Raw genomic sequence first — 15,436 nt, 5'->3', positions numbered from 1 at the left:
TACATAATTAAAAATGAGGTTTCAAACATGACGAATGAGCGACGTCCAAGAAAATCCAACGATAGCAGTCGCGTTGATAAAACAAATGTTGACGGTAAAACGTTAACAGCTGATGAAATTCTATCATTAGCAGGACGGCACATACAAGAAAAGCATAATGCGAGATCAAACTTTACGCGGAAAAATAAAAATGAGATTTTATTTCAACCAACTGAAGAAGAAATTTTGGCCATTAAAGAAAAAAATACTCGTGCTCGTCAAAAAATTATCAAGAAAAAACCAAATTTACAGATTCCCGAAGCAGCATTATTGGAAGAATCATCAATTGAGAACACACCAAATAGTCAAAACAGTAATCAAGCGACATTAATCAAAGGGTCTGCTTGGCTATCCGTTGGTAACATGGTGTCACGTATTTTAGGTGTCATATATCTTATACCGTGGATGGCTATGTTGGGCACGTATGCTACGCGAGCAAACGGGCTATTTAATCAGGGATATACGATTTATGCTATTTTCTTGGCAATTGCTACGTTTGGTATTCCAGCAGCGATTTCTAAAGTCGTTGCAGAATTAAGTGCTAAAAATGATATATATCGGTCAAGACAGTTAACGAGACAGTCAATGATTTTGGGCGTTTTGCTTGGGATAGTATTCGGGTTCATTTTATATGCTGCTGCGCCAATTTTGTCAAATAATAATGCTGATGTGGTTCCTGTGCTACGCTCTTTGGCACCAGCCGTTGCAATTTTTCCACTAATGTCAATGATTCGAGGACTCTTTCAAGGACATCAGTTGATGAGCATATCTGCTATGTCACAGGTTATCGAACAAATTGCTCGTGTTGCCTACATGTTGGTTATGGCGATTATTATTTTGAGAATCGATTCAAATAATTGGACGGGAGTAGTTGTTCAATCTACTTTTGCGGCATTTATTGGTGCAATTTTTAGTATGATTGTGCTGGCCTGGGGATGGGTGAAGTATCGACATATTTTATCTAAGCCCATTTCTCATGCTACGCCACATGAAAATACAAAAACGCTGAGTCTGGTATTTAATATTTTGAAGGAGTCATGGCCATTTATTATCATTGGTTCTGCAATAACGCTCTTTCAGACAGTAGACCAGTATTCGTTTTTTAGTATTATGAATCATTTCTTTGCACTTTCTAAGTCAGAATTATTGGAAAAGTTTTCATTGTTCAGTGCGAATCCGAATAAGCTAATTATGATTATTGTGCCATTTTCAACGAGTATAGCCTCTACGGCGTTACCAATGCTATCAGGCAGTAAGGCAGCTTTGACTTACGAGATTATTCAAGACCAGCTAAAGCAAGTGTTCAAACTATTTTCGCTCATTATGTTGCCTAGTGCCTTGGGCATGTATGCTATTGCTGGACCACTGTACAAAATGTTTTACCCAATTGAATCTTCTAATCAAGAAGGTATTTACATGCTTCAGTACTCAACAATATTAGCGTTGGTATTTAGCCTGTTCATGCTACTGGCATTTGTACTACAAGCTTTATCTGAAGTAAGAATTGTTATGAAGGCATTCTTTATTGGTATTATCATTAAAATTGTCCTTCAAATCCCATTAATTCGTTATTTTGAAGGGATGGGTGCGTTGATAACAAGTGTTATTGGTATGTTCATTTCTATACTATACATGTTAGATTTTTTGAAAAAGGTGTACGGTGTTTCGTTTGGTATGATAGGGAAGGAGTTGTGGCAAATGTTCATGGCCTCCGGTATCATGGCTATTGTAGCTTATGCTATTTCTTTCACTTTAGGCAATTTGATCTTCCCAACAGACACGAAATTTTCTGTTACGATGACAACATTTATAGCTGTATCTGTAGGTGCATTTTTATTAATTGCTATGTATTTACGTATGGGTCTAGCAAATGAATTATTAGGAAATAAAATCAAATACGTTCCAAAAATATTGCGCTCAAAACGATGATTAATCATCGTTTTTTTGTTAAAAAATATAAATTTGAATAAAAAACTATTAAGAGAGTATTTTTTAGTGCTCAGATAAGGTATGCTGAAATTAGGTTTAAAATTTAGCTTTCAGTGGAGGCCTAACAATGACAGATTCTCAAACTGCGTTGCAGCCAGAATTGATTAATCAACTTGATAGTAAAATTATGTATCTAGGGCAACTGCAGTCTGCTATCATGAACCAACAGTTGCCTCAAGTGTATGAATTATTAGACTCAAAAAAATTTAATGAACAGGTTCGACAACGTACTCATGCGGATTCTAACGCCTTGTTAGCTCAAATGGTGACGGATGTTCAAAATGAACTGGCAACTTTTTTAGCACCAGAATTAGTGAAATATTTAAAAAATACATTTCATTTTTTTGAGTTGGTTGTATCTAAGGATGAGCCTTCAATATATCAAGTTTATATTGGTAATTGGTGGAATCATCGACAGTTTGCAACGCTTGATGTCTTATCAATCACATTGTCTATTGATGATAAAATGATAGGAGAGTGGCAAGAAACGCTTAAGTTACCAACTGGCAGCAATATTAATGATATTCAAATTCGTGAAATTAAACAGATTGTGGATGGGTTACAAACATTTTTAGATGATGAAACCAAGCGTAATTTAGAGGTTCAAGTTTTAAACGACCAATTAGAACAATTAAAAGAAAATAAATCTGGTTTACTTGGACGTACAGATAAAAAAGCTCGTGAAGAGTTAGAAAACAAGCGTGATCTATTACTGGCTTCACAACAGCGCGTACCTCAGGTTAAGGATAAATTATCTGAACATGAAACTGAAATGATTCAATTAGAAAAAGAGGATGCCTTGCGGCATTTAGAGCTGGAAGAAATTTTATCTAATTTTGAGACAATTGATGACTTTATTCGGAAGGTAAATCATTGCTATATTGATTATTTAAGCACTTTGTTGCAGAAGAAATAATATGAATTTTGATAGTTATAGTTATTCACAACAATTAAAAAAAGATTTAGACCTTTTTCAACGATGGCAAGTTCTAGTTGAACTGTTATCTGAAGCTGATCAAGCAGAAGTTATACTAGATATTACCAAAAAAATTTTAGCTTTCGACGTTCATCAATCTGAAATGGTACGAGTAGCTAATGAACATTGGTATCCTAGTACACATTGGATTACAGTTGCTTTTTCAAAGTTAGCGCAAATGGCGTCACTGTCTTCTACTGCGGTCATTTTGCCAAAAATGCAAAAAGTAGTAGAAATTCATTTTGAAGAATTTCCTAATGCGGCTTTTCGATTTACGAAGGCTCCTTTAGCTGCTGGTGGTTATTATTTAGAAGAAATATCTCAAGACTTAAGAGTTGCTTATTGGGATTTGTTGAATAAAAGATTTTATTTAGATACCGTTGATTTTATGAAATTAGTACAAACCGAAGCACTTCAGATTGCTGGTGTTGATGCGCTAACTGCCTTTCAAAAACGCTTAACCGCTATCGTTGTTTTACTAGAAAAAAGTGGCTATGCAATTGATATCACAGGACTAGATGCTGAACATAATAATAATTTGATTATGCAAAGTAAAGATATATCTGCAGAAGTATTAGATGCGCTTTTTGTTGGGGCTGCGAAGCAAAATTTTGTGTTAACGTTACTGAAAAATAAAAGAGATGGTGTCACTTTGAATATTGGAGCAGTATCTTTGGAAATTACGCAACAATATGATAATCAGCAGCATGCTGTATGGCAATATGATATCATTGATAGTAATAAATGTGTGACGATTTATACATTATTTCAACAACTACCTTTTTTTGCTAGGTGGTACACTAAGTGGTTTAACGAAGTTGGACTAAAAGATAAACGTGCAGTTTTTGTAGATTAAAAATATTTTTTAAGTAGAAAGAGGAGTGTTATGGTACTATTAATTGTTATTGCAGTTATTATTGTAATTGTTATCGCGTGGGTTAGCATTTATAATTCACTTGTGAAAACACGTATGCAAACGAAAGAATCTTGGAGTCAAATTGATGTTCAACTAAAGCGGCGTAATGATTTGATTCCAAATTTGGTGGAAACTGTAAAAGGTTATGCAAAACATGAGAGTGGCACATTGGAAGAGGTCACAAAGCTCCGCCAAGATGTAGCACAAGCAGCAACACCTGCTGACAAAATGGTAGCTTCCAACCAATTGACAGGAGCTTTATCTGGATTCTTTGCTCGTGCGGAAGCTTATCCAGATTTAAAAGCTAATGCAAACTTTGTTAAGTTACAAGAAGAATTGACAAATACAGAAAATAAGATTGCTTATTCACGTCAATTATTTAATTCAACAACAGCTCTATATAATACAAAGTTGCAACAATTCCCAAGTAACATAGTTGCTGGAATTCATCATTTTGAACCTAGTGAATTTTTACAGGTTCCAGAAGTTGAGAAAGAAGCACCTACGGTCAAGTTCTAATGTTGTATCAACAAATACAATCAAATAAACGGCGTACAGTTGTACTCTTATTAATATTTTTTGTTTTAGTTGCTCTAGTCGGCGCTGCGGTAGGATACTTATTGCTTGGATCGTTAGAAACAGGTGTTATTGCAGCTATTGTTATTGGTGCAATCTATACTTTGATTATGGTTAGTAATTCTACAAATGTAGTGATGGCGATGAATAATGGTCATGAAATCAAGAATGCTGAGCAGGCACCAGAATTGTGGCATACAGTTGAGGATATGGCAATGGTTGCTAGAGTACCAATGCCTCGTGTTTTCATCATTAATGATGACAGCCCGAATGCCTTTGCTACAGGTAATAATCCTGAACATGCAGCAGTTGCAGCAACAACAGGGTTGCTTAAAATCATGAATCGTAGTGAATTAGAAGGTGTTATTGGACACGAAATGAGTCACGTACGTAACTATGATATTAGGATTTCTACTATTGCCTTGGCTTTGTCTGCTGCAATTACATTATTAACTAATATTGGTGGTAATTGGTGGTTTTGGGGCAGTGGTGATAGACGTCGAGATGATGATCGTAATGGTGGTGGCGGTCTACAGGTACTTTTATTGGTGTTTTCCATTTTAATGATGGTCTTAGCACCTCTTGCAGCGGCAGCCATTCAAATGGCGATTTCTCGTAACCGAGAATATCTTGCTGACGCCGGTAGTGCAGAATTAACTCGAAATCCGCAAGGGTTGATTTCAGCATTACGTAAGTTAGGGAGTGCACAGCCTATGAAAGATGTGGATCCCTCGTCAGCAGCATTATATATCAGTAATCCATTGAAAAACAAGGAACATTTATTTGATACGCATCCACCGCTTGAAGAGCGAATCGCGCGATTAGAAAAAATGTAAAATAGCTGATTTTTAACAGCATATTGTTTAAAGTCGTGAACATTGTGGCGACTTTTTTTGTTATCATAAAGAATAATATAATTTCAAATTTTGGAGTGTTGGGTAATGAAGAATATTAAAATCAGCTGGCGCAAAATACTGCTCACAATGCTAGTATTTTTTGCCAGTGCAATTGTACAGGTTGTGGGATTAAATGCTTTTTTGATTCCTAATAGCATTTTTTCAAGTGGGTTCAATGGTATTGCACAATTGCTATCAATATTCTCCCATCATTTTTTCCATGTTAGCTTGCCTACTGGAACATTTATTATGATATTTAATATCCCTATTGGCATTGTTGGTTGGAAAATGATTGGTGGTAAGTTTACGATTTTGAGTTTCGCTAATTCAATATTTGTTTCGGTCATTCAAATTGTAGCACCAACCCAAGCTTTAACTAATGATCCATTATTAGCTTCTTTGTTTGGTGGGTTACTAATTGGTGCTTCAATCGGAGTAGCCATGCGATATGGATTTTCAACGGGTGGCATGGACATCGTAGCGATGGTTGTTCAAAAACGTACCGGAAAATCTATCGGGGTATTGATGAATGTGATTAATTTTGCTGTAGTTATTATTGCAGGCTCTTTTATTGGATGGCAAAGTGCACTATTTACAATTGTTGGTATCTATGCAACTGGCCGTGTTGTCGATACATTGTATACTAGTTATCAAAAGTTGACAGCGATGATTGTTACTTCAAAGGGGGATGAAGTTGTTGCTGAGTTGCATAAAGATTTGATTCGTGGTATTACAATTATCCCATCAAGAGGTGCATATACAAAGCGTGATTCAACGACATTAATGATGGTTTTATCACGTTATGAATTATTTGAAATGCAAGAAGTCGTTCATCGCATTGATCCCAAAGCTTTCATTAACTTAATGAATACGGTTAGTGTTTCAGGTGAATTTCTTGATGCCGATCGTCAATTGCAGATGAAACGTGCAGTTGCGGTTCCTCGAATTGAAACCGTCGAGGCACAGATTGAAGCTGAGCAACGTTTAGAAGAACAGCTTGAAAATATAGAAGATAGAAAGTAAACTATAAGAAATAGAAGGAGAAAGTTTATGCCAATTGTACAAGTCGAATTACTTGAAGGTCGCACCCATGAACAGCTAGCAAAAATGGTAAAAGATATTACTGATGTCATTGTTGAAGATGCTGGTGCTTCTCGTGAAGCGGTACATGTTATTTTGCGTGAAATGCCAAAGGATCATTATGCTGTTGGTGGTGTACTAAAGAGTGATCAGTAAGATTTATTTGAATATAGAAAACAGGATATTGCAAGATATCCTGTTTTTATTTACATTAAAAACATTTCAGAATGGTAACAAGAGTGCTTGTATTATGCTTTTTTAACAATTTCATGATAGAATTGAAATGTTAAGAAAAAATTAAAAATTGAGAGTATGGAAGCACTATTTAGTGTGTTCAAAGTGGAAAGGTAGGGAAATATGGAACGACTTGATAAAAAAGTTGTAGCCTCTGGGTTGAGTTTGCTTGGTCTTGTGGGTATTGGTTCGGGTATTGCACATGCTGATGATGTTAAAAACACAGTCGGCAAGGCTGTTAATTCTGTAGCAGAGGCAGCTGGTCTAATGGATAATTCGGCGGTTAACCTGACACAAAAAAGTTTAACGATACCGAAAGATAAAGTAGCCCATATTGAAACGCCTGCGGAGAAAAAAATAGCGAAATCAGTTAGTGTAAAGTCTACTTCATACAAAGTAAAATCTGGTGATTCGCTGTGGTCCATCGCTCAGAATCATAATTTAAATGTAGAAGACTTGGTTAGTGAAAATAATGATTCTGATTTAATATCAGTAGGTCAAACTCTTAGTTTGCCAGCCGCTAACAACTCTTCTGTAACAACGTCAGTCGCTGATTTGACTACTGATACTCATCCGGATGCGGCGCCCTTAAAAACGGCAGCTAATGTAACTGTTGATGATAATTCGTCCACCAGTAAAAAAGAATCTTCATCTAGTTCAAGTATGAATTCTAGTTCTTCTGATACCATCAAAACAGATGAAACAGCAGGTACAAGCTCTTCAGCAGCGACGTCAAGTAGTAGCACAGCTAGTGAAAGTACAACTACAGATGATGCAATGTCAGACGCATCAAATGGCAAAAATGATGGAAGTTCAGCAAAAGTATCAATTGGAGACACTAGTATAACAAATTCATCAAGTAGTGAAAATACAACAAATTCATCAATAACTAGTGAAAATGTAGCAAATACTGATGCGAACGTTGCAGATCCGTCAAAAATAAGTGAGTCCAGTTCTAATTCATCAACCGATGATACTAAAACAGATTCAGAATCAGCAACGAGTATTGTTGCTAAAGAATCAACGCTTTCGTCATCTGCTACTGATACTGGTGTTGTGAATCTTTCAACAGGTACACAAAATATAGTATCTAATCCTACTGGTATAACAGTTTCATCAACTAACCGGTCTTCGGCTGTTATCGCGCTTGCGCAACAACTGGTATCACAAAATATTCCTTACGTTTGGGGTGGTTCAACACCTTCAACTGGATTTGATTGTTCAGGATTGGTAAGTTATGTTTTCCAAAATGCTGCAGGGGTTTCATTACCACATTCGTCTGTCAGCCAAGAAATGTATACGAAGAAAAAATTAGTATCTCAGGCGCAACCAGGTGATTTGCTATTTTGGGGAACACCAGGTGCTTCATATCATGATGCCATATATATAGGCAACAATCAATATATTGCCGCACCGGAACCGGGACTGAATGTGCGCGTTGAGACAATTTCAGATAACTTTATGCCTACATTTGCTGGTGAAGTTAAATAGATTTTTGCAGTAAGATGAATAGTATTTATGTCAGCCACCTCTTTTCAAGATAGTGGCTTTTTATAATCCCATAAAACCAAAAATAAATAGTAATCATTACTTTTATGTGTTATAATTTATTTATGGATTATTAAAAGTAAGTCCATGATACAAATGTAATCACTGACTGTTACTACAAATTGCTCCTATTCTTTAGATAATTGTAACTTACAATTTCATTTATCTGATTAATAGTCGGTATTCCATTCGTTAAGCACCTTAAAGGGTGCTTTTTAAATTTAAGTAGTAAAATTTGACACTTTTGATTATTTTGACTATCGTGTATTCTTGTGACATAGTGTAATCAATTCTATAATTAGTTTATGGTTTCGTTATCCTTCAATAAGGAAACACGAACCTCTTTGAAAGTCACTCACCCCCGTGTGGCTTTTTTTAATGTGAGAAATAAAAATATATAAATGTATAATTCAAATCGTTTACAAATATGAGTACTTCAGTTAGTATAAATGTGTAACATCAAATAAATCTCAAGGAGAAATATAATATGTCAATTGAAGAAAAGTTTGATAACGCTAAGGACAAAGTTGCAGGCAAGGCAAAAGAGATTGAAGGCAAGGTTACTGGTGACAAGCAACGTGAAGCGCAAGGAAAAGCACAAAATCTTTTTGGGAAAGCCAAAGAGGCTGTCACTGATATAAAAGATGCTGCTCAAGAAGCCGTGAAAGATACAATTCAAGATTATAAACAAGATAGTAAAAAAAATATTGATAAATAAAGATAGGCGCGTAATTGTTATTTTTAACAATTACGCGCCTATTTATATCAAGAATTGTACATTTTACTATTCAAAATCAATGCTGTATTAGAAAAATTTTAAACCGTTGAAGCTAGTGATTTATTGTACAAATAACGGTTGCTTTTTCTCATAAAAGCGGGTAATATGGTATCAACAACTAAAGAAGTTATTTGCAGATATATCGTTGGAAAACGGCCAACAGTCTCTACCACGCCCCAAAAGTCGTGACTATCCGCAAATGCTTTTGACGATTCAAAAGCATTTGTGGATCTCTCTGTCCCAAATGCTTTTTTTGTGTTTAAAATGACGGCGGATCCGTTAACAATAGTGTTAACAAAAAGGCCATATTTAATTTATATAAACTATCGCGATATTAGTATTACTATATAATTGGCAATTGAAATCGTTGATTGTTTTATACAATATTGCGACATGCATATTTACTTTGGAGGATCTTATGCAAAAGTTCAGTTCAACAAATAAGTTTGTCCCAATGGGATTGACATTTGAAGATGTTAAGTTAGTTGATGACTTAAATTCAACTGTAGAAGCTGATTCAGTATCAGTTAACACAACTTTGACGCCTACGTTAAAACTTAATATTCCGCTGCTTTCCGCTGCAATGGATACAGTAACAGAATCACGGTTCGCTATCGCATTAGCAAAGTTAGGTGGTCTTGGTGTTATTCATAAAAATATGACAATTACTGCACAAGCCGATGAGGTTCGTAAAGTGAAAACTGAATCATTTAATTCCGCTGACTTTCCTAACGCAGCAGTTGATGCTAGCGGGCAGTTACTTGTGGCTGGTGCTGTAGGCGTAACAAATGACACTGTTGATCGTGTACAAGCTATGGTTGATGCCGGTGTTGATGCCATCGTATTAGATTCCGCTCATGGACATTCAGAGGGTGTTTTACGTAAGGTTTCTGAAGTACGTCATACTTTCCCAAAGTTGAACATCATCGCGGGTAATATTGCAACACGTGAAGGCGCAGCAGCGTTATATGATGCGGGTGCTGATGTTGTTAAAATCGGTATTGGACCTGGTTCAATTTGTACAACTCGAGTTGTTGCTGGTATTGGTGTACCACAAATTTCGGCTATTCGTGATGCGGCACTAGAAGCTGAAACTCGCGGGAAAAAGATTATTGCTGATGGTGGTGTTAAAACATCATTAGACATTGTTAAGGCTATATCTGCTGGTGGCGATGCAGTTATGCTTGGCTCAATGTTTTCCGGTACAGAAGAAACACCGGGGGAAGTGTTTGAAGATAACGGACATAAGTATAAAACTTATCGTGGTATGGGATCTATCGCTGCAATGGAAAATGGCTCAAAAGATCGATATTTCCAAGGCGAAGTCAACGAAGCTAAAAAAATGGTGCCAGAAGGAATTGAGGCTCGTGTTGCCTATAAGGGCGATTTAACTAGTGTATTAATGTCAATATTGACAGATCTTCAAGAAAAAATGGCTCAATTAGGTGAAACGAGCATTGCTGATTTAGTTCATAATAATCATATTGAGCGTGACAGTGGTGTGTTTGACTTTGAAGCTTCAGTAGACAAAAGTAAAGAATTTACTGTCGCACACTTTTAATTGTCCCTGATAAAAAATAGTTCAAATATCTTTGGAGAAAATTATGTCTGAAAATACAGAATTCATGGGTCTTGGCTACGATCAAGTTTTATTAGTACCAGGAGCCTCAAATGTTTTACCATATAGTGTTACTTTGCGTACAAAATTATCAAAAGAGTTTACTTTAAATATACCTTTAGTTTCTGAATCTTTTAGTCCAGAAACTGACAAACGTGTTATACCAACTGCGTTGAATGGTGGATTGGGTGTTATCGCAGAGCAAGAAGATTTGATTAAACAAGTAGCTAGTTTTAAAAAAGTCAAAGAGGCCGCCGTTGATACTGAAAAATATCCAAATGCTTTAATTGATTCTCAAAATAGATTGTGCGCTGCAGCTGAAGTTTGGCTGGTAGATGGTGCTCAAGAAAGAGTTTCTAAATTAGTTACTGCAGGTGCTGATGCCATTTTCTTTTATTTACATGAATCACTAACTAAGGAAGCTCGTGATATTGTTAAGGCAACTCGACAGGCTTACCCAGACTTGTTGATTGCTGTGGGTGTTGTTGAAAGCCAAAGTATTGCTGCTGCTTTATATGAAGCCGGAGCAGATACGATTTTAGCTGGACGTTCTGTAGAATCATCACTACCAAATGATGTTACTTATCCTTTCTTAACAGTTACAATGAACATTGCAGATGTAGCTGCAGCATATGAAAACAAATCAGTTATTGCGGTAGGTGGTATCCACTATTCTGGGGATGTTGTTAAAGCTATTGCAGCTGGAGCAGATGCAACAATGGTTTCTGATCTATTAAACGGTTCGGTTTTGCAATCAGATGGTTCATTCAAAGAAGGAAACATGTCTATTGATGATGCTATTTTCCAGACGGATGGAGGATTGCGTGCTGGAATGGGTTATACTGGCTCAGAAACAATTGAAAAGCTAAAATTAAACGCCAAAATTGTTCAAATAACTGATAATGGATTGCGTGAATCGCATCCTCATGACGTTGAAATTACTAAACAAGCGCCCAATTACGCGAAAGGATAATCAATGATTGACACACTTGATAAAGTCTTAGTTTTAGACTACGGTAGCCAATATAACCAATTAATCACTCGAAGGATACGTGAAATGGGTGTTTTTTCTGAGCTCAAGTCCCATAATATGACTGCTGAAGAAATTAAGATTTACAATCCTAAAGCTATTATTTTATCTGGGGGACCAAAATCTGTTTATGAAGATAATGCCTTTACGATTGATGAAGACATATTTAACTTAAATATTCCAGTTTTAGGTGTATGTTATGGTATGCAATTAATGGCACAGAAACTTGGTGGACAAGTTGAAGCTAATCCTGGTAACGGTGAATTTGGTCAAACTACACTTGAACAAACTGAATTTGCTGGTCAATTACTCGCAAACACACCTAAATCACAAACTGTGTTGATGAGTCATTCAGATAATGTTATTAAGTTGCCAGAAGGTTTTGAAGTTATTGGTGGTTCAGAAAAAACACCAATTGCTGCTATTGCTAATGAAGAACGTCGTTTATATGGTGTACAATTTCACGCAGAAACAACTTTATCAGAACATGGGAAGCAAATCCTAACAAATTTCGTCAAAGATATTGCTGGTGCTCAATCTAATTGGGATATGAGCGGGTTTATTGATGAACAGATCCAAAAAATCCGAGAAGCTGTTGGTGACAAGAAAGTGTTACTTGGATTATCAGGTGGCGTTGATTCTTCAGTTGTAGGTGTTTTGTTACATCGTGCGATTGGTGATCAATTGACATCTATATTTGTAGATCATGGTTTACTTCGTAAAAATGAAGCTGACCAAGTTATGAGTATGTTGGGTGGAAAGTTTGGATTAAACATCATTAAAGTTGAAGCTCAAGAACGGTTCTTAGATAAATTGGCAGGTGTTTCCGATCCAGAACAAAAGCGTAAAATCATTGGTAATGAATTTATTCAAGTGTTTAATGATGAGGCCCAAAAGTTGGATGGAATCGAATTTTTGGCGCAAGGTACCCTGTATACAGATGTTATAGAGTCTGGTACGGATACCGCACAAACAATCAAGTCTCATCATAATGTCGGTGGTCTGCCAGAAGACATGCAATTCCAACTAATTGAGCCATTAAACACTTTGTTTAAAGATGAGGTACGTGAACTAGGTGAAAAGCTAAATATGCCACATGAAATGGTTTGGCGTCAACCGTTTCCCGGTCCAGGCCTTGGTATTCGAATTTTAGGTGACATTACTGAAGATAAATTAGAAATTGTACGTGATTCTGATTGGATTTTACGTGATGAAATTGCGAAAGCTGGGTTAGAAGGCGACATATGGCAATACTTTACGGTATTAACTGGTGTGCGTTCAGTTGGTGTTATGGGTGATTATCGTACGTACGACTATACTATTGCTATTCGTGCAATTACTTCGGTAGATGGTATGACAGCTGACTTTGCACGTATTCCTTGGGAATTGTTGCAAAAAATATCAGCACGTATTGTTAATGAAGTTGGGCACATTAACCGTGTAGTATATGATATTACGGCTAAGCCACCCGCAACTGTTGAGTGGGAATAATTTATTCCTTTTAAAGCCGCTATGTAATAGTGTTCTTGGGGACTATTAGGGACAAGAGAAATATTTAATAGTTAGAAAGTATATCCAGAACGAGTGTATTTTGCGCTTGTTCTTTTTCTTTTATTTCAAGAAAATACAAATCTTTTTCGATTTATTGCTTAATGTTTATGTGAATGCCTTTTTATTTATTAAGGAAACTAGTAAATTAACCGTTTCACATTATATAGATCAGGGGCTTGTGTTATGGACAAGGTACATTGTAATATTCTGGAATTATGTGTCTTAGTATCTTTACGAACATAATTGTTGGTGGTGATAAAGTATAGAAAAAATTTTCATAAAAGCAGGTCAAAAAAGCCACCCTTAAAATTATTAAATTTAAGGATGGTTTTTTATGGATAAATCAATCCATTAGTGTAATGAAAATGTTAACTTACTTCAAAAAATTATTACGATTTTCCCATAAATATGAAATTGCTAAAATAAGTAATCCTAAATTAGATGCAATAATAGCAAACGTTGGTTGACTCATAATCCAACTTATTAGGGAAGTGAACATAAGAATAAGTGAAATCATTAAAACAAAGACTGAAATTTTTTTCATAAGAATACTCTCCCTAAATTATAATAAAATGGTTCTATTGTTTAATAAGACAAAATTTTAATATCTATACTAAAGTCATACTATCACAGCATTTAGGATTATTCAAATAAGTGTTTATTTATATAGGTGAGACAAAACTATTTTTTCGTTGAGTAATTTAACCGCGAAATAAATAACGTTTATCTAAACTAATTATGAAAACATTACAAAACGAAAAAAACAAAATAAAACAGTTTGAACTATTATTCCAAAAGTTGTAATAATAATTGTGCCACGACTACGAATTAAAATACCAACAAATAAAAAGCTAATTAAAAAAAAAGTAACCAAGAAAATAAACATGTAAAGAAAGATGAGTGTCATAGCGACTCCTTAAAATAAGCATAACAATTATATCAAATTTTGAAAAAAAATAAATACTGCACTGCTATGATTGTTAAAAAAGTAAAGATGCCATCTAAAAGAGATATAAGTGGCATGTGGGACTATTATCTAACCTTAATGTGTAACAGCGATTAAGTAATGATTAAATTAAATAGTCTTTGCGGTAAAGTCAATATTTATTATTGAAACTGGTTTCAATAACTTTACAAGCGCTTACATATACGATATACTTTACTTGTAACATCAAATAATGTCAAGGAGGACATCAATATGTCAGTTGAAGATAGGTTTGATAATGCTAAGGACAAGGTTGCTGGTAAAGCAAAAGAAGTTGAAGGCAAGGTTACCGGTGATAAAGGTCGCGAAGTACAAGGTAAGGCACAGGGATTTTTTGGTAAAGCAAAAGATAAGTTATCTGACGCCGCTGAAGCTGTAAAAGATTCTGCTGAAGATGCAGTAGATGCTGTAAAAGATGGCGTTGAAAAACTAAAAAAGTAGTAAGAATTAAAATCGGATAATGGATTTTATAGATTGTCTGTCTTTTTAAGTATATAATTTTATAAGAGCTTAACCTAATTATGGTTAAGCTCTTTTTTATGGTAAAATAAAAAATATATATTTTACAGAAAATATTGAGAGTTGCGATGACAATTAATTATCCAGTCGGTACTCACCATTATAGGACGTTAAAAACTAACAAGACACGTACCGGAAGAACAACAAAAAAAGTATTATTTGGTAAGCGAGGAATGGGTTTGGAAGATGAAATTAATCTTGCAAATGATTATTATTTAGCTAACCGTTTGGCTGTGGTTCACAAAAAGCCAACGCCAATTACCATAGTAAAAGTTGATTATCCTGCTCGTTCTGCTGCAAAGATTACAGAAGCTTACTTTAAACAAGCTTCCACTACAGATTATAATGGTGTTTATCAAGGTAAATACATTGATTTTGATGCCAAAGAAACAAAAAACAAAACATCATTTCCGTTAAAAAACTTTCACGAACATCAAATTTCTCATTTAGCTAGTGTGCTCACTCAGGGTGGCATTGGATTTGTGATCATTAAATTTACAAGTTTAAATGAGAATTATGTTTATCCAGCGAGCGAACTAATAAAGCAATGGCAACATTTGAATGGCAAACAGTCAATTTCTTATCAAGAAATAGTTGATAAGAGTTTTGTTGTGTCTGAAAGTTTGAATCCAAGTTTGGATTATCTTACAGCTGTTGATAAAATGCTTGAATTATTACATTAAATTTTAGGAGTTTTCACT

General features: G+C 35.3%; 15 protein-coding genes and 1 riboswitch. Of the genes, 14 read left to right on the top strand and 1 reads right to left on the bottom strand.

Going from position 1 to position 15,436, the window contains the following annotated elements:
• Positions 1-27: 27 nt before the first annotated feature.
• From ESZ47_RS03935 to guaA, 12 genes are all read left to right on the top strand, one after another.
• The gene (locus ESZ47_RS03935) at positions 28-1,968 is read left to right on the top strand and encodes a putative polysaccharide biosynthesis protein (RefSeq protein ID WP_148604947.1); all 1,941 of its coding nucleotides are present in this window, start codon (positions 28-30) and stop codon (positions 1,966-1,968) included.
• Between the two features lie 127 nt (positions 1,969-2,095).
• The gene (locus tag ESZ47_RS03930) at positions 2,096-2,944 is read left to right on the top strand and encodes a hydrolase (RefSeq protein WP_148604945.1); all 849 of its coding nucleotides are present in this window, start codon (positions 2,096-2,098) and stop codon (positions 2,942-2,944) included.
• A gap of 1 nt (position 2,945) precedes the next feature.
• On the top strand, positions 2,946-3,860 hold the full coding sequence (locus tag ESZ47_RS03925) for a hypothetical protein (RefSeq protein WP_148604944.1): 915 nt from the start codon (positions 2,946-2,948) through the stop codon (positions 3,858-3,860).
• 30 nt (positions 3,861-3,890) lie between these two features.
• Positions 3,891-4,439, top strand: coding sequence for a LemA family protein (locus ESZ47_RS03920; RefSeq protein ID WP_148604942.1), 549 nt, complete (start codon positions 3,891-3,893; stop codon positions 4,437-4,439).
• Entirely contained in the window at positions 4,439-5,332 is an 894-nt protein-coding gene (gene htpX / locus ESZ47_RS03915) for a zinc metalloprotease HtpX (RefSeq protein WP_148604940.1), read from the top strand. The genes ESZ47_RS03920 and htpX overlap by 1 nt, the downstream gene beginning before the upstream one ends.
• A gap of 105 nt (positions 5,333-5,437) precedes the next feature.
• The gene (locus tag ESZ47_RS03910; protein WP_148604938.1) at positions 5,438-6,415 is read left to right on the top strand and encodes a YitT family protein; all 978 of its coding nucleotides are present in this window, start codon (positions 5,438-5,440) and stop codon (positions 6,413-6,415) included.
• Between the two features lie 3 nt (positions 6,416-6,418).
• Positions 6,419-6,628: a 2-hydroxymuconate tautomerase gene (locus ESZ47_RS03905; RefSeq protein ID WP_280114208.1), complete on the top strand. Its 210-nt coding sequence runs from the start codon at positions 6,419-6,421 to the stop codon at positions 6,626-6,628.
• A 201-nt stretch (positions 6,629-6,829) separates the two neighbouring features.
• Positions 6,830-8,197 (top strand): C40 family peptidase, encoded by a 1,368-nt coding sequence (locus ESZ47_RS03900; protein WP_148604935.1) that lies wholly within the window; start codon positions 6,830-6,832, stop codon positions 8,195-8,197.
• A gap of 544 nt (positions 8,198-8,741) precedes the next feature.
• Positions 8,742-8,972, top strand: coding sequence for a CsbD family protein (locus ESZ47_RS03895; RefSeq protein WP_148604933.1), 231 nt, complete (start codon positions 8,742-8,744; stop codon positions 8,970-8,972).
• Between the two features lie 175 nt (positions 8,973-9,147).
• Positions 9,148-9,244, top strand: a riboswitch (purine riboswitch).
• Between the two features lie 206 nt (positions 9,245-9,450).
• A complete protein-coding gene (gene guaB / locus ESZ47_RS03890; RefSeq protein WP_148604932.1) occupies positions 9,451-10,593 on the top strand; it encodes an IMP dehydrogenase in 1,143 nt (380 codons plus the stop codon).
• A 43-nt stretch (positions 10,594-10,636) separates the two neighbouring features.
• The gene (locus ESZ47_RS03885) at positions 10,637-11,623 is read left to right on the top strand and encodes an IMP dehydrogenase (RefSeq protein WP_148604930.1); all 987 of its coding nucleotides are present in this window, start codon (positions 10,637-10,639) and stop codon (positions 11,621-11,623) included.
• 3 nt (positions 11,624-11,626) lie between these two features.
• On the top strand, positions 11,627-13,171 hold the full coding sequence (gene guaA / locus ESZ47_RS03880) for a glutamine-hydrolyzing GMP synthase (RefSeq protein WP_148604928.1): 1,545 nt from the start codon (positions 11,627-11,629) through the stop codon (positions 13,169-13,171).
• Between the two features lie 433 nt (positions 13,172-13,604).
• Here guaA and ESZ47_RS09360 read toward each other — a convergent pair whose 3' ends face one another.
• Positions 13,605-13,775 (bottom strand): hypothetical protein, encoded by a 171-nt coding sequence (locus tag ESZ47_RS09360; protein WP_167497041.1) that lies wholly within the window; start codon positions 13,773-13,775, stop codon positions 13,605-13,607.
• A gap of 654 nt (positions 13,776-14,429) precedes the next feature.
• On the opposite strand from ESZ47_RS09360, the gene ESZ47_RS03875 reads away from it, so the two are divergent.
• Both ESZ47_RS03875 and recU read left to right on the top strand, forming a co-directional pair.
• Positions 14,430-14,657 carry a CsbD family protein gene (locus tag ESZ47_RS03875; protein ID WP_148604921.1) on the top strand — a complete coding sequence of 76 codons (228 nt, stop codon included), beginning with the start codon at positions 14,430-14,432 and terminating at the stop codon, positions 14,655-14,657.
• A 146-nt stretch (positions 14,658-14,803) separates the two neighbouring features.
• Positions 14,804-15,418 (top strand): Holliday junction resolvase RecU, encoded by a 615-nt coding sequence (recU, locus tag ESZ47_RS03870; RefSeq protein ID WP_148604919.1) that lies wholly within the window; start codon positions 14,804-14,806, stop codon positions 15,416-15,418.
• Positions 15,419-15,436 lie beyond the last annotated feature (18 nt).

The organism is Leuconostoc litchii, from assembly GCF_008107645.1.
Lineage (GTDB): Bacteria > Bacillota > Bacilli > Lactobacillales > Lactobacillaceae > Leuconostoc > Leuconostoc litchii.
Note: the sequence above shows the minus strand (reverse complement) of the source record. Positions and strands in the feature narration are given on the sequence as shown.